We start from the raw sequence: 21,730 nt of genomic DNA on the forward strand, positions 1-21,730 counted from the left end.
CCGTGGGTAACGGAAGGGGAGGTTCTGTCATGGCGCTCAAACGCATGGACAATGTCGGTATCGTGGTGGAGGACCTCGATGCTGCGGTGGCCTTCTTCCTGGAACTCGGCCTGACGCTTGAAGGCCGCGCCACGATCGAAGGAGATTGGTCCGGCAAGGTCACCGGGCTTCATGGCCAGCGCGTCGAGATTGCCATGATGCAGACGCCTGATGGCCATAGCCGGCTTGAGCTCTCCCGCTTTTTGAAGCCTGCCACGGTGGCCGACCACCGCAATGCGCCGGTCAACGCCCTGGGCTACCTGCGCGTCATGTTCGCCGTGGACGACCTCGATGAGACGCTGGAGCGGCTATATAGGCTGGGGGCGACCCTGGTGGACGAGGTGGTCAACTACCAGGACGTGTACCGGCTCTGCTACATCCGCGGACCCGAAGGACTGCTGATCGGACTGGCGGAGGAGTTGGGGTGACGGCTCACCGCCGCCGATCCAGGTCCCAGGCGGAGTAGAGCTGCTGCAGTTCAGGCAACGACTTGCAGGTGACGACAGGCAGGTCGTGGGCGGATGCCATGCGCCGATACTTGGTGGCGTCCCGGGTCTTCCAGATCCAGTGTATCATCTCCCACTTGATGCTGTCCTTGCCGCCGGCCACGCTGCCAATGCGGTCGGCCTCGAACAGGGTACGGCGGAAGTACCGCACATAGCGCTTGAGGAAGTGATCATCGACGACGATGACGCCTGTGGCGCGGGCATAGCGCTGCTGCATGATGGCGGTATAGTTGCCATCCATTACCCACTCCTCCTCAAGAATGGCCGCATCATGCAGCGCGTGGAACTCGGCCGTGTCGCGCGGTTCCCAATCCGTATTGGGAAGGTGGCTGAAGAGGTCGAGGTGGACGGCCCTTATTCCGAGCTTGCGGCTGATCGCATCGGCAGCGTGGACTTGCCGGCATTGCTGGGGCCATTGATCATGATGCGGCGGCCCAGGGCCGACAGGGGCGGGATCGGCTGCATTTTCAGTTCCCACATAGGGGGATCGGGGTGGAAAAGGCTGGAGACGAAAATCCCCGCCGAAGCGGGGATTGAGAGACTTGGATCTTACTCCGGCTGCTGGTCCTTGCCGGTATAGGCCTCTTCGACCCAGAACTGGTCGCGGCGGTCAAAGCCGTTGAAGGGGGTCAGCGAGGCCTGGGTGTAGGCGCCCATCAGGCCGAATTCGATCCAATCGTCCTCGTCGATATCGGCCGGCAGCGTAAAGACCTGGGGCAGCACGTCATAGCTGTCGCAGGTCGGGCCCCAGATGGTGAATTCGCTGAATTCCTGGTCATTGTCATGCACGCGCGGGCCGCGCCAGACGCGGGTGGGCGGGGTGAAGTGCATGAACTTGACTTCCATTAGGGAGCCATATGCACCGTCGTTGACATAGACCGACTGCCCGCCGCGCTGATGCTTGACGCGCAGGAGCAGCGAGGTGGAGGACGTGACGAGAGCGCGACCAGGCTCGATGATCAGTTCGGGCTTGTTCTTGTCCCCAAAGTGGTCGGACACGGCGGTCGAGATGGTCTCGAAATAGTAGTCCATCGGCGGCGCTTCGCTGGTCGGGTAGGGGGCCGGGTAGCCGCCGCCGATATTGAGGCGCTTGAGCTCGATGCCGCTTTCCTCGACGATGCGCGCAGCCGCCGCGATATGACGCTCATAGGCATAGGCGTCTTCGCACTGCGAGCCGACATGGAAGCAAAGGCTGGGCGTATAGCCCATCTTCTCGACGGCGGAGACAATTTCGGCCGCGCCCTGTTCCATGACGCCGAACTTGATGCCGAAGTCATAGGACTTGAGCGCCTTGCCCGCCTTGAAGCGGGTGGTCACTTCCACGTCGCGCGACGGGGAGACCACGGCGGCGAGCTGGTCGAGCTGCTGGGGATGGTCGATGGTGAAGGAGCGGACGCCGAACTCCTCGTAAGCCCGTTCGATCTCGCGCTTGTTCTTGATCGGGTTGTTGTAGTGCATCACCGCGCCGGGCGCATAGTCGCGCACCAGTTCCATCTCGCGATTGGAGGCAACGTCGAAGGCCTTGAGGCCCTCGCGGTGCAGCTGCGCAATGATGTGCGGGGAGGGGTTGCACTTGACGGCGTAGGTCAGCAGGCCGTCGAAGCCCTTGCGGAAGACCTTCGTGGCCTTGTGAAGCTCACGTTCGGAGAACAGGAAAGCCGGAAAGTCCGGCGCTTCTGCCGCAATCAAGGCGGAGGTGTTCGGGTAAACGTGCTTCGGCTCGGTGGTCATCGACGACTGGCCTTTCGGGGCTGGAAAGCGTGAAAAGAAGCGCTGCATATAGGGCTGGGAACCCCCGGGCGCAAACGATTATTTGCCTGCAGATTAAGACCGGCGCGTGACGCCATTTTCATGACAGAATCCGGGCGTTTGCCTGCGCTCAACGTCACTTATTTGGGATAGTGCAATGACGATCCGTACGCTGCTGCTCGCGGGCTGTGCGACCATGGTCCTGGCCGTGGGTGGAACACTGGCCTTCTCGCCCTGGAATGCGCCTTCGCTAGCCCAGGCGGCGGTTGCGCCCCAGGTGCAGGACCGCGTGGTTCCGCAAAGTGAGGGCGAGCTCAAGCTGAGCTTTGCTCCCGTGGTCAGCAGCGTGGCCCCCTCGGTCGTCAATGTCTATGCGACCCGGATCGAGCAGCAGGCCGTGTCCCCCTTCGCCCGTGACCCCTTCTTCTCGCGCTTCTTTGGCGAAGGGCAGTTCCAGAGCCGGCCGCGCGAGTCCCGTTCCCTGGGATCCGGCGTGATCGTGGATGCCAGCGGCGTGATCCTCACCAACCGTCACGTCATCGAGGGCGCGACCGATGTACGGATCGCCCTCGCCGACGGGCGGGAATTCGCCGTCGACATCGTTGTCGAAGACGCGCAGACCGACCTTGCGGTTCTGCGCGTGCGGGACCCCGGCCAGGTGGAGTTCGCCGCCATCACCTTCGCCGACTCGGACTCCTTGCTTGTCGGTGACCTCGTGCTTGCCATCGGCAATCCGTTCGGTGTCGGGCAAACGGTTACCAGCGGCATTGTCTCGGCGCTGGCCCGCACCGGCGTGGAAAGCAGCGACTATGAATTCTTCATCCAGACCGATGCCGCCATCAACCCGGGCAATTCCGGCGGCGCCCTGGTCGACCTCGATGGGCACCTGGTCGGCATCAACACCGCCATCTTCTCCCAGAGCGGTGGCTCGGTGGGCATCGGCTTTGCCATTCCCGCCAATATGGCACGGCTCGTGGCAGAGGCAGGGGTGACTGGCAGCGAAATCGTCCGCCCTTGGTTCGGCGCAAAGCTGCAGGCGGTCAATTCGGACATTGCAGCAAGCCTCGGCATGACCGCGCCGCATGGTGCACTGATTGCCGAAGTAGCGCCCGATGGTCCGGCAGCCAAAGCAGGCTTTGCGCCTGGCGACGTCATCCTGTCGGTGGACGGCGTCGCGGTGGATGACCCCAGCGCCTTCAACTTCCGCCTCGCCACCAAGCCGCTGGGCCAGACCACGGTGCTCGAACGCTTGCGTGCGGGAAACACCGAGAGGGTCGAGTTCACCGTCGAAGCCGCACCGGTAGCGGGCGAGGACATGCTGGCCACCATCACTGGCAATTCCCGCTTTGCCGGCACCAGCGTGCGGCAGCTCGACGCGGCGCTCGCCGAAAGCAAGGGACTGCCCTATGAGGCGCGCGGCGTTATCGTGACTGCCATAGAACCCGGCTCCCCAGCCGAGCAGATGGGCCTACGGGTCGATGACGTCATCCTGTCGCTCAACGACATCGAGATGGATAGCGCCCGCGTCTTTGCCGAAACGGCAAGCCGCCGCGCCCGGACCTGGCAGATCATCCTGCAGCGTGAGGGGCGGATCACCAGAAGCATTGTCAGCGGCTGACCGGTGCTTGACTTCCGCCGGCGCAGGGACCCAACTCGCGGAGTTTTCTCGGAAAGGGAGTTCCGATGTCTATAACCGCCACCACCAGGCTTTGCACCGCCACCATCGCTGCTATTTTGACCGCCGTCAGCACCGCAGCCATTGCGCAGGACCGTCCTCCGGCCAGGATGCTGCTGGTTGCGGAGGACGGCACTGAGCTTGAATACACCACAGGCGATGCGTCCTTTTACATCGCGAGTTCAGTGAGCAACGAAGAGGAGACGGCGAGCGCGACTGAACTCTCGTTGTCGCTGTCTACGATCACGCCAGTCGATGCTGCGCTCCTGAACTGGTCGGCGCAGACCGGCAGCAAGAGCAAGCAAGATTACACCGTCGTCATCACCTCCAGTGTCTCCGATGCCTCTGGTGAGGAGCGCGAGATCCGCTACGAGATCGAGGATGCGACCGTGACGTCCCTGTCGAGTTCCGTCTCGACCTACGCCGAGCCAAGCATTTCGGTCTCGCTGACCGGCGGCAAGCTGATCATCGACGGCGTCGCCCTCAACTGACACCAGTGTCTCGCCTCCCTAGTAGAGGCGAGACACTGGCCGCTTCCCTTTCGAGGACGCGCTTACCTCTGGGCTCCTTATCCGTTAGAACGCGTTCATGTCCGACCTGTTTGCCGCCGATCCCGATGACGCCGACCGCGGCCGCCCGCTTGCCGACCAGTTGCGGCCACGCTCGCTCGACGAGGTGATCGGGCAGACGCACCTCCTGGGACCGGACGGTACATTGCGGCGCATGATCGCCAGCGGCCGTCTTGGCTCGCTGATCCTCTGGGGACCTCCCGGCACCGGCAAGACCACGGTGGCACGCCTCCTGGCCGACCAGATCAACTATACGTTCGTGCAGATCTCGGCCGTCTTTTCTGGCGTGGCCGACCTCAAGAAGGTCTTCGAGAAGGCTCGCTTCGAGCGCTTGAGCGGGCACAAGACCCTGCTGTTCGTCGATGAAATCCACCGCTTCAATCGAGCTCAGCAGGACGGTTTCCTGCCGGTGATGGAAGACGGGACCGTGGTCCTCGTCGGCGCGACGACGGAGAACCCGTCGTTCGAGCTCAACGCGGCTCTCCTGTCGCGCAGCCAGGTGCTGCGGTTCGAGTCGCTCGGCCTCGAGGACCTCGAAAAGCTCGTGCAGCGGGCTGAGGCGCTCACCGGCGCGGCCCTGCCGCTCGACGTGGAAGCGCGCCACACGCTGCTGACGCTGGCTGACGGTGATGGGAGGGCACTGCTCGGTCTCGTGGAAGAGGTGCTCGCTTCGGCCAAGCCCGGCGAAGTGCTCGATGCTGCCACGATGCTCACCGTGATCCAGCGCCGGGCGCCGATCTACGACAAGGCGCAGGACGGCCACTACAACTTGATCTCGGCGCTGCATAAGACGATACGCGGCTCCGATCCTGATGCGGCGCTCTACTACTTCGCCCGCATGCTGGTGGCGGGGGAGGATCCGCTGTTTCTGGCCCGGCGCCTGATCCGAATGGCTTCGGAGGACATCGGCGAGGCCGATCCACAGGCGCTGCCCATGGCCATAGCCGCACGCGACGCCTACCAGATGCTGGGCTCGCCCGAAGGGGAACTGGCGCTGGCGCAGGTCGTGGTACATCTGGCGCTCGCGCCCAAGTCGAACGCGGTCTACACCGCCTTCAAGGCCGCGATGAGCCTTGCCAAGAGCACCGGCTCGCCCATGCCGCCCATGGTCATCCTTAACGCGCCAACCAAGCTCATGAAGGGGTCCGGCTATGGCGAGGGCTATATCTACGATCACGACACACCCGAAGCCTTTTCGGGTCAGGAGTACTTCCCCGAAAAGATCGGGCGACAAAAGTTCTACGAACCGGTCGAGCGGGGCTTCGAGCGCGAGCTGCGCAAGCGCGTAGACTATTTCGAGCGCCTCCGCGCCAGCAAGCGCAGCGAAGGTGAGGGCTGATGTATGCCTTCCTGCTCGTCGGCATCGGAGGGGCGCTCGGGGCGATGAGCCGCTACGGCCTTGCCGGGCTCATCGGCCGTCTATGGCCGCTGAACTTTCCCGTCGCCACGCTCCTTATCAACATCATCGGCTCGGCCGCCATGGGGCTTTTCGTCGGACTCATGGCGCGGTGGCTGCCATCCTGGCAGGAACAGGCCCGCCTCTTTGTCGCCGTTGGCGTCCTGGGCGGTTTCACCACCTTTTCCGCCTTTTCGCTCGAGACCATCGCGCTGATCGAGCGCGGCGAAGTGGTGCAAGCGGGCCTCTATGTGCTGTTGTCGGTTGTGCTCTGCCTCGTTGGCCTTTATCTCGGGCTTTTGGTGACCAGAGGCATGGCATGAGTGGCGTTCAGCATCGGCAGGTAAACGACGACGAAGACGGCATGCGTCTCGACCGCTGGTTTGCGACCCACTTTCCGCAGCTCGGCTTCGGCCGGCTGCAGAAGCTGATCCGCAATGGCGAGGTGAAGGTCGACAAGGCCAAGGTGACCACCAACACCCGGCTGTCGCCGGGCCAGACCGTGCGCATTCCGCCGATCGACGACCCCGACACGGTCAAGCCGGTCAAGCTCAACGAAGCCGATGCCCAGTTCCTGCGCGACCTGATCCTCTTTGAGGACGACGACATCTACGTGTTCAACAAGCCGCACGGCCTTGCCGTGCAGGGCGGCAGCGGCACCAAGCGTCATCTCGATGGCATGCTCAAGAGCCTGCCCAACAAGAAGGGCGAGCCGCCGCGGCTGGTGCACCGGCTCGATCGGGATACCTCGGGCTGCCTTGTGGTTGCCAAGACCAAGGCCGCTGCCAGCCATTTCGGCAATGTTTTCCGCTCCCGTTCCGCTCGCAAGATCTACTGGGCCATCGTCGCCGGCAACCCGCATCCGCCACAGGGCGAGATCAGCTGTTTTCTGGCGCGGCAAAGCACGGAAGATGGCGAGCAGATGGTGGTGGTGCGCAACGGCACGCCGGGCGCGCAGCACTCCACCAGCTATTATTCGACCACCGATACGGCCAGCCGGCGCTTTGCCTGGGTGACGCTGAAGCCGGTAACCGGCCGCACCCACCAGTTGCGCGTGCATATGGCCCAGTTGGGCACGCCCATCATCGGTGATCCGCGCTACTTCAACATCGAGAACTGGCAGGGCGCGCCGGGTCTTTCGGAGGGCCTTCACCTCCATGCAAGGCGCATCGCCATTCCGCTGCGCAACGGCAGGCGGCTCGACATTTCGGCGCCGCTGCCCCCGCATATGCGGGCAAGCTTTGAAACGCTGGGCTTCGACCCCGACCGCTACGATGTCAGCTCCGACCCTGAGGACGGGGCGTGACATCACGCTGAGGCACGCTCAAGCATCCCTCTTTGACGACCGGCATTAAAGCCGCAGGCCTTCCTGTCCTTTGTGGAGCACCACCATGCGCGACCAGCTCGACGAGATCCAGAAGCACCTCAACGACGGCTATGGCAGGGCACAGGAGCTCGACAAGGTCGAGCTGCCCAAGCGCTTCTACAAGGATGTGGCGGCCGGACCGGCGGACGATGGCTTCGTCGTAACGCTTGATGGGCGGCAGACCCGCACGCCCGGCAAGAAGCTGCCCATTGCAGTGCCTTCGGCAGCAATCGCAACGGCCATGGCCGAAGAATGGGCCGCGCAGGGCGAGTTCATCGACCCCACCACCATGCCCATGGTGCGTCTGGTCAACTCGGCCGTCGAGAGCGGCGAGGCCATGGTGCCAGCCTTTCGCGACGAGGTGATGAAATTCGCCGCAGGCGACCTGCTCCTTTATCGCGCCGACAGCCCGCAGGAACTGGTCTCCGAGCAGGAGGTCATCTGGGACAATGCCCTGATGACGCTGGCGCGGCATTTCGGTGTCAGCTTTCAGCCCACCATCGGCATCCTGCACCAGGAGCAACCCAAGGCGACACTGGACCGTCTGGCGAATGCACTGGGCGCCGAGAACCTGCTGACGCTGACGGCGCTGGTGTCGGTCACCGGGCTGACCGGTTCGGGTCTTCTGACTATCGGCCTCCTGCACAAGCTCTTCACGCCGGACTTCGTCTGGAAAGCGGCCCATGTGGATGAAGACTATCAGATCTCGCAATGGGGCCAGGACGAGGAAGCGGCCGAACGGCGGGCACGGCGGCGCAAGGAGTTCGACACAGCCGTTTTCGCCGTGGGCGCGCTGCGGGCCTAGGCTGGCCCAGCAGTCCGTCCCACCAGCCAGGCGGCGGTTTCCGGCGCGATTTCGGCCAGTGGGTCGAGCACGAAGGCGCGCTCGTGGGCGAAGGGATGGGGCAGGGTGAGCCGCTCGGTCTCGAGCACTTGTCGCTCATAAGCCACGATATCGATGTCGATCACCCGCGGCCCCCACGTCTCGTGGCGCACGCGGCCCATGGCCGTCTCGATCGCCTGAAGAAGGTCCAGCAACCGAAGCGGCTCTAGCGCGGTCTCCACCTCGAGCGCCATATTGGCGAAGTCCGGCTGGTCAGTCTTGCCCCAAGGCTTGGTGATGATCACCTTAGACTGCTGGGTGACGGTCACCTCGTCGGCGGCGCCGATGCGCCGGACGGCCTCGGCAAGCTGCGCCGCGGGATCCCCAATATTGGCGCCAAGGCTCAGCCACGCCTTTGCCATCAGCGCTCGCTCCGCTGGCGGTGGAGCTCGATGGCAGCTTCGCCGCGCACCATGGCGATGGGAGCTTCGGGCTTGCGCACGCGGACGATGATCCACTCGACATCGGCAAAACTCTGGAAGACAGCATCGACGATGTTCTGCGCCACTGCCTCGATCAGCTGCATGCGGCGGCCCTCGAAGGCCTCCTTTACCACATCGTAAATCGCGGCATAGGAGACGGTCTGCCCGATGCTGTCGGTCTGGGCGGGGCTGGTAAGGTCCACCCCACATTCAAGGTCGATGAAGAATCGCTGGCCGAGCGCCTTCTCCTCGCTCATCAACCCGTGGTAGCCGTAAAATCCTAGATCTTTCAGGATGATGCGGTCGCCGGTGAATGGCGCTGTCATGGTGCTACCTCTCTGCTTGAGGTGGACCATACAGGCTTGCCTGGGCAACGCGAAGGGCGTCGCGATTGGCGCGCACGTCATGTACGCGAAAGATGTGCCCACCATTGAGGTAAGCAACAACATTGGTGGCGATGGTGCCGGCGAGGCGTTCATGCGCTTCGTTGCCGAGCAGCTTGCCGATCATCGACTTGCGCGATGTGCCAATCAGAATAGGCAAGGGTGCACCCGAGGCCGGGCTGATGTGCAACGGTTCGCGGAGCAGTTCGTAGTTTTCCCCGAGCGTCTTGCCGAAGCCGAAGCCGGGATCGACGATGATGCGGTCCGCGCCCAGTCCCGCCTGTTCTGCGATGGCAATGGTGCGCCTGAAATAGAGCTGCATGTCCTCGCGCAGCGGGGTGGCGGCATCCCTTTCCTTGTGCCAGTGCATGGCAATAACCGGCACCTGGTGCAGCTGCGCGACCTCCGCCATTTCCGGCGCTCCTTGGAGGCCATGGACGTCGTTGATGATGCAGGCGCCCGCCTGGATCGCCTGGTCCGCCACCAGTGGCTTGTAGGTGTCGATGGAGATGGGGACATCGATGCCGGCGGCAACCAGCGCGTCGATCACCGGCATGACCCGGTCGAGTTCCTCCTGCACGCCCACGGGGGCGGCGCCTGGCCTTGTGCTTTCGCCGCCCACATCGATGATGTCGGCGCCTTCGCCAATCATCTGCCGGGCATGCTGAACGGCGGCTGCGACGAGGTTATGCGCGCCACCATCGGAGAAGCTGTCCGGCGTGAGGTTGAGAATGCCCATGACCAATGCCGTTTCGCCCAGGACGAGAGGAGGGCGATTGGGAAGGGCAATGGTGTGTCCGGTATGCATGGCGGCAGCACCCCGCAGCTCGTTTTTCGCCACGAGGTCTAACGCCTGGTGAGCAGGAAACAAGCCTGAACCGCTCGTGAGGCTAGAACGGCCAGACCAGCATCAGTACGGGTACGCCGACCAGGACCACCAGCACCGACAGGGGCGCTCCCAACCGCCAGTAGTCGCCGAAGCGATAGCCGCCCGGGCCCATAACCAATGTGTTGCACTGGTGACCAATGGGGGTGAGGAAATCGCAGCCCGCGCCGATGGCCACCGCCAGAAGGAACGCCTCGGGCGCGTAGCCAAGGTCGGTCGCAAAGGTCGCTGCGATAGGCGCCATGACAAGAACCGTGGCGGCATTGTTGAGGAAGGGGGTGACGGCCATGGCCGCTACCATGATCAGAGCCAGCGCGCCCCAGCCCGGAAGATTGCTGGCTGTTGCCGAGAGCCAGGCGGCAATCAGTTCGGTGCCGCCCGTGGAACGCAGGGAATCCGATACCGGGATCAGGCAGGCAAGCATGATCAGGATCGGCGCGTCGAGGCGATTATAGACGTCGCGCAGGGGGATGGAGCGGCTGAGCACCATGGCTGCGGCTGCCGCAAAGAAGGCCGGAGCTACCGGTACGAGGCCGATGGCGGTCGCAGCCATGGCCACGAACAAGATGGTCAGTGGGATGATGCCATTGCGCACGCTGCCGACCTGTAGGCCCCGCTCGACTAGCGGCAGGCAGTCCCACTGGCGCAGCAGTTCCGGCAGGCGCGCGAGATCGCCCTGAAGAAGAATTACGTCGCCGCTCTGGAAGCGAATCTGGCCCAGCCGTTCGGTAAAGCGCTGGCCGCGGCGGCTGACTGCCAGAAGGCTGAGGCCGGTGCTGTCGAACATGGTCAGCTCCTGCGCGCTGGAGCCGATCAGCGACGAGTTCTCGCCCACCACCGCTTCAATCGTGCTGAGGTCCGCCGCATCGCGGGTGGCCGCACCGCGCCTCTCGGAAAACACCAGGTCCGATTGAGAGACCATGGCGTCGAGCGCGGTGGCGCTCCCTTCGATCAGAAGGATATCCCCGGCCCGCAGCTTGGCATCGGGCAGGGGCGTACGGCGCTGCCCACCGGCGCCCAGGATGCGCAGGATCATGGCCTGTCCGTCCGAGTTGCGCTGGATCTCGGCCACGGTCTTGCCGATGGCGCTGGACTCTTCGGTCACCCGCGCTTCGGTGGTGTAATTGTTGATCTCGATGGCCGTGTCGAGCCCGGTTTCCTCGCGCCGTCTTTCGGGCAGCAGGCGGTAGCATAGGGCGAGGAAAAGGACGCCGACCACGGACAGCGCCAGGCCGGTCGGCGTATAGTCGAACATGGTGAAAGCCTGCCCCGTCATCTCCTCGCGAACCCGGGAGACGATGATGTTGGGCGAGGTCCCGATCTGCGTCATCAGCCCGCCAAGGAGCGAGCCGAAGGACATCGGCATCAGGAACAGCGACGGCGAGACGCCGGACTTGCGCGCCATCTGGAAAGCAATCGGCATCATGATGGCGAGGGCACCGATATTCTTCACGAAAGCGCTGAGCACCGTAACGACCACGACGAGCAGGATCAGCTGGGCCCGTGGCCGCGCGATCTGTGGCGCAAAGCGCCGGACGGCCACTTCCATGATGCCCGAGTGGGAGACGGCGGCACTCACCACCAGTGCGGAGCCGACGATGATGACGATATCATCGGAAAAGCCGCTAAAGGCCTCTTCCGGCGGCACCACCCCAGTGGCCAGAGCCGCCAAAAGCGCGCCCACCGCAACGATGTCGTATCGCCAACGCCCCCAGACAAAGGCCACCATCATGGCGGCGATGATCAGGAAGGCGAGCGTTTGGGGAAGCGTCATGAGGACTCCGGAGTGCCGCGCAGCTAACGCAGGCCGGGCATATACGATCCTTACAGATCGATGAAATCGTCCGGCGGTGCTGCAGAGCGTAGCGCTTGTTCAGCGCCAGCCCGCCCTAGCCTCCAGCGCCGATTTCAGCACAACCGTCAGCAGCGCCATCAGCGTCAGCGTGGAGGCAGCGGCAAAGGCGCCGGTGACGTTGAAGTCGTTGAACAACTGGCTGATCTGGAGGGGCAGGGTGTTGGTCTGCCCGCGTATCGAGCCCGACACGACCGAAACGGCACCGAACTCACCCATGACCCGCGCATTGGTGAGGATTGCGCCATAAAGAATGGCCCAGCGGATATTGGGCAGGGTCACGAACCAGAACATCTGCCAGCCGTTGGCGCCGAGGGAGAGCGCGGCTTCCTCGTCTTCGGTTCCCTGTTGCTGCATCAGCGGGATCAGCTCGCGCGCCACAAAAGGCGCGGTGACAAAGAGTGACACCAGGATGATCGCCGTGACGGTGAACATCAGCTGGATGCCGGCGCCCTGCAAAGCGGGTCCCAGCAGCCCCTGGCCGCCATAGAGAAAGAGGTAGACCGTACCGGCCACGATCGGACTGACGGCTGCAGGAAGCTCGACGATCGTGATCAGCACCTGCCGGCCTGGGAAGCGGAACCGGCTGACCAGCCAGGCGATGCAGACGCCGACCAGGATATTTACCGGCACCACGACTACCGCCGTGAGCACTGTGAGGCCGATGGCGTGCAGTGTGGTGGGTTCGGCAATGCTGGAGAAATAGGCACCCAGCCCCTCGCGCAGCGCGAAGGCGAAGATCAACGCCACCGGCACGACAAGCAGCGCCCCTGCAACGAGGAAGGCGAGGGCGATAAGCGCAATCTCGCCCCTGGAGCGGGCAGGGGTAGTCACATTGGCGGCCGCGCGGTGGGCAACCACGCCCTCAGTAGGAGGGGAGCCGTCGAGTGCCTGCTGTACCATCTGGCTCATCACCGCACCTTCTCGGCATAGCGCACCTGCCAGGCCTGGAGAGCATTGGTCACCAGCAGGGTCACGAATGCCGCCAGCAGCAGGACAAAGGCCAGGGCAGCCGCGCCCTCGTAGTTGTACTCATCGAGGCGAATGAAGATCAGCAGCGACACGATCTCCGTTAGCCCCGGCAGGTTGCCGGCGATAAACACCACAGCCCCGAACTCGCCGAGCGAACGGGCAAAGGATAGGACGCAGCCGGCCATGAATGCGGGGAGAATTGTCGGCCAGATTACCCGTGCGAAGGTCTGGAAGCGTGTTGCGCCGAGCGTTTGGGCGGCTTCCTCCAGTTCCACCTGAACCTCTTCGAGCACGGGCTGCACGGCCCGTACGACGAAGGGAATGGAGGTGAAGGCCATGGCAATGATGATGCCGGTCTGCGTGTAGTTGACCTTGAAGCCGTTCGGCTCGAGCAATTGCCCGTACCAGCCTATTGGCGCAAAGAGGGTGACGAGGACCAGCCCCGCCACTGCCGTCGGCAGCGCGAAGGGTAGGTCGACCAGTGCATCGAGCAGGCGCCTGCCCGGAAAGCTGTAGCGCGTGAGCACCCACGCCAGCAGCAGTCCGAGCGCGCCGTTGATCACGGTTGCTGCCAAGGCAGAACTGAAGGTGATGCGGTAGGCAGCGAGAGCGCGATTGGACGCGACGATGCGCCAGAACTCCTCCCAGCCCATGCCTCCGACCTTGAGCAGCATGGCCAGGAGCGGCAGCACCACGATGATGCTGAGATAGAGCATCGAGACGCCAAGCGTCAGCCCGAAACCGGGCAGGAGGTGCTTGCTGCGTCCTTGTGCCATTGCCGTTTCCGAAAAAGAGAAGCGGCGCGGCCAGGCCGCGCCGGCGATATGCTGCCGTCAGGCGCTACTGGTTGACGAAGACCTTGTCGAGCAGGCCGCCATCGGCGAAGTGCTCCTGGCCGACCTTGTCCCAGCCGCCGAAGGCTTCATCGACGGTGACCAGGCGAATCTCCGGGAATTGCGCGCTATGAGCCGCCAGAACCGCCTCATCCTGAGGGCGATGGAAATTGGCGGCGGCCACTTCCTGGCCCTCGGGGGTGAACAGGAAGTCGAGATAGCTCTTGGCGAGGTCACGGCTGCCGCGCTGGTCCACTACCTTGTCGACAATGGCGACGGGAAATTCGGACAGGAAGCTGACCGATGGAGTGACGGCTTCATACCGATCTTCGCCCAGTTGCTGGCGCACGGCCAGCACTTCGGCCTCGAAGGTCACGAGCACGTCGCCCAGCTGGCGCTCGGTGAAGGCGGTGGTGGCGGCGCGGCCACCGGTCTCGAATACGGGGACATTGCCGAAGAGCTTGGTGAGGAAGGCCTCGATCTGCGCTTCGTCGCCGCCGAACTCCTCGGTCGCCCAGGCGCGGGCGGCCAGATAGGTGTAGCGGCCGTTGCCGGACGTCTTGGGATTGGGGAAGATCACCTGCACGCCGTCTTCGGCCAGGTCGCCCCAGTCGCTGATGTTCTTGGGGTTGCCGGCGCGGACCAGGAAAGCCGGGAAGCTATAGAAGGGCGCGGCATTGTTGGGGAACTCGCTGGCCCAGTCATCCGAAACAAATCCGCCCTCGACCAGCTTCTCGACATCCGTCACCTGGTTGAAGGTCACGACATCGGCTGCAAGCCCTTCCAGGATCGAGCGGGCCTGGGCGGAGGAGCCGGCATGGGACTGGTTGACGGTCACCGTTGCCCCTGACGCGGCATAGGCGGCGTTCTCGGCCTCGAAGAGTTCGCGGGCGATGTCATAGGAGGCGTTGAGGATGTCGGCGGGCTGGGCAAGAACCGGTGCCGCGCCAAGAGCGATGGCGGCGACGGCGGTGGCGAAAAGCTTGTTCATGGTGACGCAGGAACCCGAAACGGAGAAACGTTGCCGGGTTTGATGCTCGGAGAATGATTCAGCGTCCAGCGCCAATGCGCTGTTCCGGATGAGTAATTTACAAGGGGAGAGTGGAGGGCAACAGGGTTGCGCCAGAGACGGATGCGGCGGGATTTTGTTCCGGCGGCGCCCGACCCTGGTCGGACCGTCACCCTTGGGCTAGACCCGAGGGGGCTGTACTTGCGGTGGCTAGAGCAAGTCTAGAGCCCTCGGGTCAAGCCCGAGGGTGACGATCGGTGGATATGCTTAGTGCAGCGCCGCCACCGGCTCGGCGAACAGGTCATACTCATCGCTGTCGGTCACCAGCACGTCGATCATGTCGCCCGGCTTGATGCCGGAGGCATTGCTGACGATCACCTGGCCGTCGATTTCAGGCGCGTCCCACTTGGAGCGGGCGATGGCCTTGTTCTGCTCGGGCTGTACGTCGTCGACCAGCACCTGGATGGTACGGCCCACCTTCTTGGCGAGCTGGCCGGCGGAGACGTTCTGGGCCACTTCCATCAGCCGCTCCCAGCGGTCCTGCGCCACATCGTCGGGCACGATGCCCTCGAGTTCGTTGGCAGGAGCACCGGTGACGGGCTCGTATTTGAAGCAGCCGGCGCGGTCGATTTCGGCTTCCTCGATGAAGTCGAGCATCATCTCGAAATCGTCTTCGGTCTCGCCCGGGAAGCCGACGATGAAGTTGGAACGCACAGTCAGATCAGGGACTTGGCGCTTCCAGTCGAGAATCCGATTCAGCGTCTTTTCTTGATGTGCCGGGCGGCGCATGGCCTTCAGCACCTTGGGAGAAGCGTGCTGGAAGGGGATGTCGAGATAGGGCAGGACCAGACCTTCGGCCATCAGCTCCATGACCGCGTCGACATGGGGGTAGGGGTAGACATAGTGCAGGCGCACCCAGGCGCCGAACTGGCCCAGTTCCTTGGCGAGGTCATAGAACTTGGCCTTGACCGGACGGCCACGATAATTGCTCTCGGCATATTTCAGGTCGATGCCATAGGCGCTGGTGTCCTGCGAGATCACCAGCAGTTCCTTGACGCCGTTGCGCACCAGGCCCTCGGCCTCGCCCAGAATGCCGGCGGCCGGACGCGAAGCGAGGTCGCCGCGGATCTGGGGGATGATGCAGAAGGAGCAGCGATTGTTGCAGCCTTCGGAAATCTTGAGATAAGCGTAGTGGCGCGGGGTGAGCTTAAGGCCCTGTTCAGGCACCAGGTCGACGAACTTGTTGGGTACAGGCGGCAGGTGCTGGTGCACGGCCGAGACCACGCTCTCGTACTGATGCGGCCCGGAAATGGCGAGCACGGACGGGTGGGTCTGGCGGATCAGCTCTTCCTCGACGCCGAGGCAACCGGTAACGATCACGCGACCATTCTCGTTGAGGGCTTCGCCGATGGCTTCCAGCGACTCCTGCTTAGCGGAATCAAGGAAGCCGCAGGTGTTGACGAGGACGATGTCGGCGCCCTGGTAGTCGCGGCTGAACGAGTAGCCCTGCGCGCGCAGCGTGGACATGATGCGTTCGCTATCGACGAGGGCTTTGGGGCAGCCGAGGCTGACGAGGCCAATTTTTGGCGCTTGGCTCATGAGAGCTTTTCAGTTCCGATGTGGGAAGGATTGCGCGCGTCATACAGAAAGTTGGACGGTTACGCAATGTTACTGCCCTTCCTCATGCGCGGGGCAGGGCTTCCGTCAGCGTTGGTGTCGTTTGGCGAACGGTGCGTCCGGTACGGTGATGGTACTGGTTTTCAAATTGTTGATTTAATGGCACTTCTGCCAAGTGCGCCGTGATGGGCGCAGCGTCAACTTGCTCAAAGGAGCTCACTCGTGTTCGATCGTCTCTCCGCCTACGCGCCGCAGGCCCTCGCCGTGCTGCGCATTGTCGCCGCCCTGCTGTTTATCGAGCATGGTACGCAGAAACTGTTCGGCTTCCCAGTACCCGCCATGGGTCCTGCCGAAGGCCTGATGCTCGTTGCCGCGCTGATCGAGCTGATCGGCGGTATCCTGATCCTGGTCGGCTTCTTCACCCGCTACGCCGCTTTTATCGCGTCGGGCATGTGCGCCGCCGCCTACTGGATGGCCCATGCGCCGCAGAGCTTCTGGCCGGTCGGCAATGGTGGCGATGCCGCCATCCTCTTCTGCTTCGTCTTCCTCTACCTGGTCTTTGCCGGCCCAGGCGCCTGGAGCGTCAACAAGAAGTAAGCTCGCTTCTTGAATCAAGAAGGCCGCCGGAACCCTTGTTCCGGCGGCCTTTTCTTTGCCAGTCGATGAAAGGCTCAGGTCACGTTCTTGGGCGTTGTGGCCCGCTTTGCCGTGCGACGCGGCGGCTTGGAGAAAAGCTCGCCCGAACTGGTCGCGGGCGCACGCGCCGTATCTGCAACGGGCGCGACATAGGGAGCGGGCTCGGTTGCCGGAGTAATGTATTCGTCGGCCTCGGCATAGTCGCGGTCTTCGCCTTCCTCGGCCAGGTCGCGGATGGCATCGCGCACTTCATCGAGCAGGGAGGCGGAATAGCGCGAGCGCGTTACCGTCTCGCCGCTGGCCTCGTGGGTGCGGAACCACACCAGGAGCGCCTCGCACAGGATGCGCAGGCCGACCAGGGAGAGGAGGCCGAAGACGGCAATCTCGAGAAGCCCCCACAAACCATTGCCGAAACCGAAGCCGAAGCTCCAGAACAGGTGGCTCACGGCCCAGAGGAGGATGCCGGCAAGCCCGAGCGCATAGAGAATGGGCACGAGGCGTGGCGAAAGGATCGCATCGAGCCGGAACAGGGTCTGGCGAGTGAACAGGCGTTTCAGATCATCCAGCGTCATAGTGTCCTCCAGGCGCGGCAATGTGCTTAAGCAACTAGGCCAGTCGGGCCGGCGCTGACAAGGCTTTCTTCACTCGCCGCCACGGTCGGGCCGAAGCGGCGCTCGAAGGCGAGGCGAAGCGTCGAATCGACCTCCGGCATCGACACCAACTGCCCGAGGTCCTCGAAGCTCGTGACCCCCTGGTCGGTGATGCCGCAGGGGACGATGCCGTCATAGTGCGAAAGGTCGGGCATGACGTTGAGCGAAATGCCGTGGAAGGTCACCCATTTGGAGACGCGCACACCGATGGCCGCGATCTTGTCTTCCCGTAGCGCGCCCTTGTCCGGCCGCTTGACCCAGACACCGACCCGCCCGGCGCGGCGCTCACCCGTGATGTTGTGCTCGGCCAGCGTGTCGATGACCCAGCCCTCGAGCCCTTGCACCAGGCAGCGGATATCGCGCCCGCGCTGGGTGAGGTCGAGCATGGCGTAGGCCACGCGCTGCCCCGGACCATGGTAGGTATATTGCCCGCCCCGGCCGGCGTCGAAGACCGGAAATCGGTCCGACAAGAGGTCGGAGGCCTGCGCCGAGGTGCCGGCGGTATAAAGCGGGGGATGCTCCAACAGCCAGACGGCTTCCTCGGCTTGGCCAGCCGCGATGGCCGCAGCACGCTCTTTCATGGCTGCAAGCGCCGCGGGATAGGGCACCTGTTCGGCGCTGATGATCCATTGCACCGGGCGCCCATCCGCGCGCTGCAGTTTGGTGCCGCTTTCGCACAGTTCGGCACTGGCCGTTAACACTTCCATAACCATGCTCGCCCACAGAGTAATAACAGCAGATCAGCGGGCGCTTCGAGTCCGCCGCCAGGGTTCGACAACTATCTATGAGCACGCTCGACAATATTGAAGTGGATATCACGGTGGAGCTGGGTGCGACCACCATGCCGATCCATCACCTGCTGCGCATGGGGCGCGGTGCCGTGATCGAGCTCGATGCCACCGAAAACGACCCGCTCAACATCTACGCCAACAACACGCTGATCGCACATGGCGAAGTCAGCGTCGACGACGGGCACCTGCGGGTGCAGATTACCGAGAAGGTCTTCCGGAGGGGGTAGGAGCGTCATGCATCGGGGATCCTGTCTATGTGGCGCAGTGCGATTCGAGATCGACGTGCCGCTGCCGCCGCCCGATGCATGCCACTGCACCAAGTGCCGCAAGCATTCCGGTCACTTCTTCGTCTCCACCGAAGTGGGCAAGGATCAGCTCCACGTAACCGGCCTCGAGCATGTGCGCTGGTATCAGTCCTCCGAAAAGGTGCGGCGCGGCTTTTGCGCTACCTGCGGCTCCTCGCTATTTTTCGAGCCTCTGCATCTGGACTGGATCGCGGTTGCCATGGGCGCCTTCGATGGACCGACGCAAACCGCTATCGGCAAGCACATCTTCGTCGGCAACAGGGGCGACTACTATCTCATCGCCGATCGCTTGCCGCAGCATTGGCAGTGAGGGCTTTCCCTCCGCTCAAAGTTTTGCACCGGCAGTTCGATTTAAGCGCTTGAGGTTCCGGAAGAGCTTTGCTACATCCCCACTCGCTTCGCCCCCGGGCAAAGCTCTACCAGAGTGCGGTCGTGGCGGAATTGGTAGACGCGCAGCGTTGAGGTCGCTGTGTCGCAAGACGTGGAAGTTCGAGTCTTCTCGACCGCACCAAATCTTCCTTCGGGCAGATACACGAAAACGGCGGCTAGCCAGATTGAGTTCTGGCGGCCGCTGTTTTGTTTTCAGGCCTTGGCAGCCAGAGTTCTTGCCTAAATCGTTGCAGCGGGTCAGATTCGGTAGTTTGGCGGGGAACGGAAAGGGGCGGCGCAGCGTTCCCCCGCGCGGAGTTTGGGGGAAGCATGGATACGACTCAACACGGTGGGCTTTCGGCCGAGCAGTATCAGCTGCTGGTCGAGGCGATCACCGACTACGGCATCTACATGCTGACGCCCGAAGGGTTGATTTCGAGCTGGAATGCCGGCGCCCGCCGCTTCAAGGGCTATGAAGCGCATGAAGTGCTTGGACGGCACTTCTCGATCTTCTTCACGCCCGAAGATCTTGATCTCGGTGTTCCCGAGAATGCCCTGCGCATTGCGCAGGAAGAGGGGCGCTTCGAAACGCAGGGCTGGCGCTTGCGCAAGGATGGCTCCCGCTTCTGGGCCCATGCCATCGTCGATCCCATCCGTGACGCAGACGGCCGTTTGCTGGGCTTTGCCAAGATTACTCGCGACATGACCGAGCGCCGCATGGCCGAGATGGAGCTGCACCGCTCGCAGGACATGTTCCGCCGCCTGGTCATGGGTGTCACCGACTACGCCCTCTACATGATCAGCCCCGAAGGCATCGTCACCAACTGGAATGCCGGCGCCGAGAGGATCAAGGGCTATGCCCCCGACGAAATCATCGGCCAGCATTTCGGACGCTTCTATCCGGAAGAAGAGCGGGCGGCAGGCGGGCCGGACCAGGCGCTCAGAATCGCCCGAGAGACCGGCAAGTTCGAGAAGGAGGGATGGCGGGTCCGCAAGGACGGCACCCGCTTCATGGCGCATGTGGTCATCGACGCCATTCGTGAGCCGGACGGCACCTTGATCGGCTTCGCCAAGATCACCCGCGACATCACCGAGCGGGTGCGCGCGCAGCAGGAGCTGGACAAGGCGCGCGAGCAACTGCTGCAATCGCAGAAGATGCAGGCGATCGGGCAGCTGACCGGTGGCGTGGCGCACGACTTCAACAATCTGCTGATGGCGGTGCTGAGCAGCCTCGAGCTTTTGGAAAAGCGCGTGCCGCTCGATCCGCAGGCGCTGCGGCTGCTTGGCAATGCCAGGCAGGGTGCCGAGCGTGGTGCGGCGCTGACGCGCAGCATGCTGGCCTTTGCGCGCCGGCAGGACATGACGGTGGAGCCGGTCGACCTGGCCGAACTGGTGCGCTCCATGCAGGAGATGCTAGGGGGCTCGCTCGGCGCGCTGGTCTCGCTCGAAACTAACTTCCCCTCCGACCTGCCACTGGCCATAACCGACCCTAACCACCTCGCCACGGCCGTGTTGAACCTTGCCGTAAACGCACGTGATGCGATGCCGGGCGGTGGCACGATCACCATTTCTGCCGATGCCGACAGGGACTTCGTGCGCCTCCGCGTCGAGGATACGGGCGAGGGCATGCCCCAGGACGTGCTGGAGCGCGCGCGCGAACCCTTCTTCACCACCAAGGGCGTCGGCAAGGGCACCGGCCTCGGCCTGTCCATGGTCCATGGTCTGGCGGAGGAATCGGGCGGGGCGCTGCGGCTGGAGAGCGCGCCCGGCGCGGGCACGACCGCCACGATCCTGCTGCCGCTCGCGGCCGCCCCCTCCGAACAGCCGGCCGCTCCCGCCCAGCAGCAGCCGCCGCCCGTGAGCGACGCGGAAGCGGGCGCGCTGCGCATCATCGCCGTGGACGACGATCCGCTCGTGCTCATGAACACGGTCATGATGGCGGAGGATCTGGGGCACGCGGTGACGCCCTGCGGCTCCGGGCCCCAGGCGCTGGAGGCGCTGGAGACGCAGGCTTGCGACCTCGTGATCACCGATCACGCCATGCCGCAGATGACGGGCCTGGAGCTCGCCGCCATCATCGCCGAGCGGCGTCCGGACCTGCCGGTTCTGCTCGCGACGGGCTATGCGGAGCTGCCGGAGAACGCCCGCGCGCTGCCGGTCCTCAACAAGCCGTTCTCGCAGGACGATCTCGCGCGCGCGCTGACCGACGCCGCCAAGGCGCGGCTCGCGGCGCCTCAGGGCGCCCGATAGGCGCCGCCGTCCTCGGCCCGCGCCGGCGCGTCGAGATAGCGCCCCTGCTTCGGCTTGGCGACCGCGTCGAACTCCGCCGCCAGCCGCCGCAACGCCCCGCTCATCTCGGGCCCGCGCATCGCCTGCCCGTGGCCCGTGACGACGGTGGCGGGATCGAGCGCCGCCAGCGCCTCGACGGATCGCTTCGACGCCTCCCAGTCCACCGTGTAGTACATCGGGGGGCCATGCAGCTCGGGCTCCTGCGTCAACGCGGCGTAGGCGCTCTCCTGCGCGGTCGTCACGAAGGCGTCTCCCGCGATCAGCGCACGGTCGGCCGCGCGCCAGAAGGACACGTGCCCGACGCTATGGCCGGGCGTGTGCAGCCAGTCCCATTCCTCCATGCCGGGCGCGCAGGATCCCTTCTCAAGGCGGCGCAGCCGCTTGGAGACGTCCACCGGCTTGCGCGGATAGAGGGGCGCCAGCGCCGCCATCAGGCCGCCGCCCACGCTGGGATCGCCCGGCGGATAGGCGGCGCGGCCGTCGAGATAGGGATGCTCCAGCTCGTGGGCGTAGACGGGGGCGTCCCACGCTTC

Annotated in this window: 24 protein-coding genes and 1 tRNA gene; 12 read left to right on the top strand and 13 right to left on the bottom strand. The window is 64.0% G+C overall.

What is annotated here, in order from left to right:
• Window positions 1–29: 29 nt before the first annotated feature.
• Window positions 30–467 (top strand): VOC family protein, encoded by a 438-nt coding sequence (locus VIL88_RS03935; RefSeq protein WP_331986207.1) that lies wholly within the window; start codon window positions 30–32, stop codon window positions 465–467.
• Between the two features lie 4 nt (window positions 468–471).
• Here VIL88_RS03935 and VIL88_RS03940 read toward each other — a convergent pair whose 3' ends face one another.
• The gene (locus VIL88_RS03940) at window positions 472–786 is read right to left on the bottom strand and encodes a hypothetical protein (protein WP_331986209.1); all 315 of its coding nucleotides are present in this window, start codon (window positions 784–786) and stop codon (window positions 472–474) included.
• 308 nt (window positions 787–1,094) lie between these two features.
• Complete coding sequence (locus VIL88_RS03945) at window positions 1,095–2,276, bottom strand: hypothetical protein (RefSeq protein ID WP_331986211.1); 1,182 nt, start codon at window positions 2,274–2,276, stop codon at window positions 1,095–1,097.
• Between the two features lie 175 nt (window positions 2,277–2,451).
• Here VIL88_RS03945 and VIL88_RS03950 point away from each other — a divergent pair, with 175 nt between their 5' ends.
• The 6 genes from VIL88_RS03950 (at window position 2,452) to VIL88_RS03975 (ending at window position 8,105) form a co-directional block, all read left to right on the top strand.
• Window positions 2,452–3,912, top strand: coding sequence for a Do family serine endopeptidase (locus VIL88_RS03950; RefSeq protein ID WP_331986213.1), 1,461 nt, complete (start codon window positions 2,452–2,454; stop codon window positions 3,910–3,912).
• A gap of 65 nt (window positions 3,913–3,977) precedes the next feature.
• On the top strand, window positions 3,978–4,460 hold the full coding sequence (locus VIL88_RS03955; protein ID WP_331986215.1) for a hypothetical protein: 483 nt from the start codon (window positions 3,978–3,980) through the stop codon (window positions 4,458–4,460).
• A gap of 97 nt (window positions 4,461–4,557) precedes the next feature.
• A complete protein-coding gene (locus tag VIL88_RS03960; RefSeq protein WP_331986217.1) occupies window positions 4,558–5,877 on the top strand; it encodes a replication-associated recombination protein A in 1,320 nt (439 codons plus the stop codon).
• A complete protein-coding gene (crcB, locus tag VIL88_RS03965; RefSeq protein WP_331986219.1) occupies window positions 5,877–6,257 on the top strand; it encodes a fluoride efflux transporter CrcB in 381 nt (126 codons plus the stop codon). The genes VIL88_RS03960 and crcB overlap by 1 nt, the downstream gene beginning before the upstream one ends.
• Window positions 6,254–7,240 (top strand): RluA family pseudouridine synthase, encoded by a 987-nt coding sequence (locus VIL88_RS03970; RefSeq protein WP_331986221.1) that lies wholly within the window; start codon window positions 6,254–6,256, stop codon window positions 7,238–7,240. The genes crcB and VIL88_RS03970 overlap by 4 nt, the downstream gene beginning before the upstream one ends.
• 85 nt (window positions 7,241–7,325) lie before the next feature.
• Window positions 7,326–8,105: an ATP12 family chaperone protein gene (locus tag VIL88_RS03975; protein ID WP_331986223.1), complete on the top strand. Its 780-nt coding sequence runs from the start codon at window positions 7,326–7,328 to the stop codon at window positions 8,103–8,105.
• On the opposite strand, the gene folK is transcribed toward VIL88_RS03975, so the two are convergent.
• From folK to rimO, 8 genes are all read right to left on the bottom strand, one after another.
• Complete coding sequence (gene folK, locus VIL88_RS03980) at window positions 8,102–8,545, bottom strand: 2-amino-4-hydroxy-6-hydroxymethyldihydropteridine diphosphokinase (RefSeq protein WP_331986225.1); 444 nt, start codon at window positions 8,543–8,545, stop codon at window positions 8,102–8,104. The genes VIL88_RS03975 and folK overlap by 4 nt on opposite strands.
• Window positions 8,545–8,931: a dihydroneopterin aldolase gene (folB, locus tag VIL88_RS03985; protein WP_331986227.1), complete on the bottom strand. Its 387-nt coding sequence runs from the start codon at window positions 8,929–8,931 to the stop codon at window positions 8,545–8,547. Before folB ends, folK begins: the two co-directional genes overlap by 1 nt.
• 4 nt (window positions 8,932–8,935) lie before the next feature.
• Entirely contained in the window at window positions 8,936–9,796 is an 861-nt protein-coding gene (folP, locus tag VIL88_RS03990) for a dihydropteroate synthase (protein ID WP_331986229.1), read from the bottom strand.
• Between the two features lie 82 nt (window positions 9,797–9,878).
• The gene (locus VIL88_RS03995) at window positions 9,879–11,648 is read right to left on the bottom strand and encodes an SLC13 family permease (RefSeq protein WP_331986231.1); all 1,770 of its coding nucleotides are present in this window, start codon (window positions 11,646–11,648) and stop codon (window positions 9,879–9,881) included.
• A 99-nt stretch (window positions 11,649–11,747) separates the two neighbouring features.
• The gene (gene cysW, locus VIL88_RS04000; RefSeq protein ID WP_414650108.1) at window positions 11,748–12,629 is read right to left on the bottom strand and encodes a sulfate ABC transporter permease subunit CysW; all 882 of its coding nucleotides are present in this window, start codon (window positions 12,627–12,629) and stop codon (window positions 11,748–11,750) included.
• 8 nt (window positions 12,630–12,637) lie between these two features.
• Complete coding sequence (gene cysT, locus VIL88_RS04005) at window positions 12,638–13,474, bottom strand: sulfate ABC transporter permease subunit CysT (protein ID WP_331986235.1); 837 nt, start codon at window positions 13,472–13,474, stop codon at window positions 12,638–12,640.
• Window positions 13,475–13,538: 64 nt separating this feature from the next.
• Window positions 13,539–14,522, bottom strand: coding sequence for a sulfate ABC transporter substrate-binding protein (locus VIL88_RS04010; RefSeq protein ID WP_331986237.1), 984 nt, complete (start codon window positions 14,520–14,522; stop codon window positions 13,539–13,541).
• Between the two features lie 285 nt (window positions 14,523–14,807).
• Window positions 14,808–16,139 (bottom strand): 30S ribosomal protein S12 methylthiotransferase RimO, encoded by a 1,332-nt coding sequence (gene rimO / locus VIL88_RS04015; protein ID WP_331986239.1) that lies wholly within the window; start codon window positions 16,137–16,139, stop codon window positions 14,808–14,810.
• A 240-nt stretch (window positions 16,140–16,379) separates the two neighbouring features.
• Here rimO and VIL88_RS04020 point away from each other — a divergent pair, with 240 nt between their 5' ends.
• Window positions 16,380–16,754, top strand: a complete 375-nt coding sequence (locus VIL88_RS04020) for a DoxX family protein (protein WP_331986241.1) — start codon at window positions 16,380–16,382, stop codon at window positions 16,752–16,754.
• 74 nt (window positions 16,755–16,828) lie between these two features.
• On the opposite strand, the gene VIL88_RS04025 is transcribed toward VIL88_RS04020, so the two are convergent.
• Window positions 16,829–17,365 carry a DUF4282 domain-containing protein gene (locus VIL88_RS04025; RefSeq protein WP_331986243.1) on the bottom strand — a complete coding sequence of 179 codons (537 nt, stop codon included), beginning with the start codon at window positions 17,363–17,365 and terminating at the stop codon, window positions 16,829–16,831.
• Window positions 17,366–17,391: 26 nt separating this feature from the next.
• Window positions 17,392–18,150 carry a lipoyl(octanoyl) transferase LipB gene (gene lipB / locus VIL88_RS04030; protein ID WP_331986245.1) on the bottom strand — a complete coding sequence of 253 codons (759 nt, stop codon included), beginning with the start codon at window positions 18,148–18,150 and terminating at the stop codon, window positions 17,392–17,394.
• A 77-nt stretch (window positions 18,151–18,227) separates the two neighbouring features.
• Here lipB and VIL88_RS04035 point away from each other — a divergent pair, with 77 nt between their 5' ends.
• The 4 genes from VIL88_RS04035 to VIL88_RS04050 all read left to right on the top strand — a co-directional run bounded on the left by VIL88_RS04035 (window position 18,228) and on the right by VIL88_RS04050 (window position 21,158).
• On the top strand, window positions 18,228–18,461 hold the full coding sequence (locus tag VIL88_RS04035; protein ID WP_331986247.1) for a FliM/FliN family flagellar motor switch protein: 234 nt from the start codon (window positions 18,228–18,230) through the stop codon (window positions 18,459–18,461).
• A 7-nt stretch (window positions 18,462–18,468) separates the two neighbouring features.
• Complete coding sequence (locus tag VIL88_RS04040) at window positions 18,469–18,849, top strand: GFA family protein (RefSeq protein ID WP_331986249.1); 381 nt, start codon at window positions 18,469–18,471, stop codon at window positions 18,847–18,849.
• A gap of 116 nt (window positions 18,850–18,965) precedes the next feature.
• Window positions 18,966–19,050: transfer RNA gene (locus tag VIL88_RS04045), tRNA-Leu, on the top strand.
• 188 nt (window positions 19,051–19,238) lie between these two features.
• A complete protein-coding gene (locus tag VIL88_RS04050) occupies window positions 19,239–21,158 on the top strand; it encodes a PAS domain S-box protein (protein ID WP_331986251.1) in 1,920 nt (639 codons plus the stop codon).
• Here VIL88_RS04050 and VIL88_RS04055 read toward each other — a convergent pair.
• On the bottom strand, window positions 21,143–21,730 hold a 588-nt coding region (locus VIL88_RS04055), incomplete at its 5' end, for an MBL fold metallo-hydrolase (RefSeq protein ID WP_331986253.1). The two genes, VIL88_RS04050 and VIL88_RS04055, sit on opposite strands and share 16 nt — an antisense overlap.

Origin of the sequence: Devosia sp. (genome assembly GCF_036563435.1) — a bacterium.
In the GTDB taxonomy this organism is placed as follows: Bacteria; Pseudomonadota; Alphaproteobacteria; order Rhizobiales; family Devosiaceae; genus Devosia.

Excerpts from the sequence above, each read along its gene's own strand:
- VIL88_RS03935 (WP_331986207.1), top strand. The coding sequence starts at position 30 with ATGGCGCTCAAACGCATGGACAATGTCGGTATCGTGGTGGAGGACCTC.
- VIL88_RS03940 (WP_331986209.1), bottom strand. The coding sequence starts at position 786 with ATGGATGGCAACTATACCGCCATCATGCAGCAGCGCTATGCCCGCGCC.
- VIL88_RS03945 (WP_331986211.1), bottom strand. The coding sequence starts at position 2,276 with ATGACCACCGAGCCGAAGCACGTTTACCCGAACACCTCCGCCTTGATT.
- VIL88_RS03950 (WP_331986213.1), top strand. The coding sequence starts at position 2,452 with ATGACGATCCGTACGCTGCTGCTCGCGGGCTGTGCGACCATGGTCCTG.
- VIL88_RS03955 (WP_331986215.1), top strand. The coding sequence starts at position 3,978 with ATGTCTATAACCGCCACCACCAGGCTTTGCACCGCCACCATCGCTGCT.
- VIL88_RS03960 (WP_331986217.1), top strand. The coding sequence starts at position 4,558 with ATGTCCGACCTGTTTGCCGCCGATCCCGATGACGCCGACCGCGGCCGC.
- crcB (WP_331986219.1), top strand. The coding sequence starts at position 5,877 with ATGTATGCCTTCCTGCTCGTCGGCATCGGAGGGGCGCTCGGGGCGATG.
- VIL88_RS03970 (WP_331986221.1), top strand. The coding sequence starts at position 6,254 with ATGAGTGGCGTTCAGCATCGGCAGGTAAACGACGACGAAGACGGCATG.
- VIL88_RS03975 (WP_331986223.1), top strand. The coding sequence starts at position 7,326 with ATGCGCGACCAGCTCGACGAGATCCAGAAGCACCTCAACGACGGCTAT.
- folK (WP_331986225.1), bottom strand. The coding sequence starts at position 8,545 with ATGGCAAAGGCGTGGCTGAGCCTTGGCGCCAATATTGGGGATCCCGCG.
- folB (WP_331986227.1), bottom strand. The coding sequence starts at position 8,931 with ATGACAGCGCCATTCACCGGCGACCGCATCATCCTGAAAGATCTAGGA.
- folP (WP_331986229.1), bottom strand. The coding sequence starts at position 9,796 with ATGCATACCGGACACACCATTGCCCTTCCCAATCGCCCTCCTCTCGTC.
- VIL88_RS03995 (WP_331986231.1), bottom strand. The coding sequence starts at position 11,648 with ATGACGCTTCCCCAAACGCTCGCCTTCCTGATCATCGCCGCCATGATG.
- cysW (WP_414650108.1), bottom strand. The coding sequence starts at position 12,629 with ATGGTACAGCAGGCACTCGACGGCTCCCCTCCTACTGAGGGCGTGGTT.
- cysT (WP_331986235.1), bottom strand. The coding sequence starts at position 13,474 with ATGGCACAAGGACGCAGCAAGCACCTCCTGCCCGGTTTCGGGCTGACG.
- VIL88_RS04010 (WP_331986237.1), bottom strand. The coding sequence starts at position 14,522 with ATGAACAAGCTTTTCGCCACCGCCGTCGCCGCCATCGCTCTTGGCGCG.
- rimO (WP_331986239.1), bottom strand. The coding sequence starts at position 16,139 with ATGAGCCAAGCGCCAAAAATTGGCCTCGTCAGCCTCGGCTGCCCCAAA.
- VIL88_RS04025 (WP_331986243.1), bottom strand. The coding sequence starts at position 17,365 with ATGACGCTGGATGATCTGAAACGCCTGTTCACTCGCCAGACCCTGTTC.
- lipB (WP_331986245.1), bottom strand. The coding sequence starts at position 18,150 with ATGGAAGTGTTAACGGCCAGTGCCGAACTGTGCGAAAGCGGCACCAAA.
- VIL88_RS04035 (WP_331986247.1), top strand. The coding sequence starts at position 18,228 with ATGAGCACGCTCGACAATATTGAAGTGGATATCACGGTGGAGCTGGGT.
- VIL88_RS04040 (WP_331986249.1), top strand. The coding sequence starts at position 18,469 with ATGCATCGGGGATCCTGTCTATGTGGCGCAGTGCGATTCGAGATCGAC.
- VIL88_RS04050 (WP_331986251.1), top strand. The coding sequence starts at position 19,239 with ATGGATACGACTCAACACGGTGGGCTTTCGGCCGAGCAGTATCAGCTG.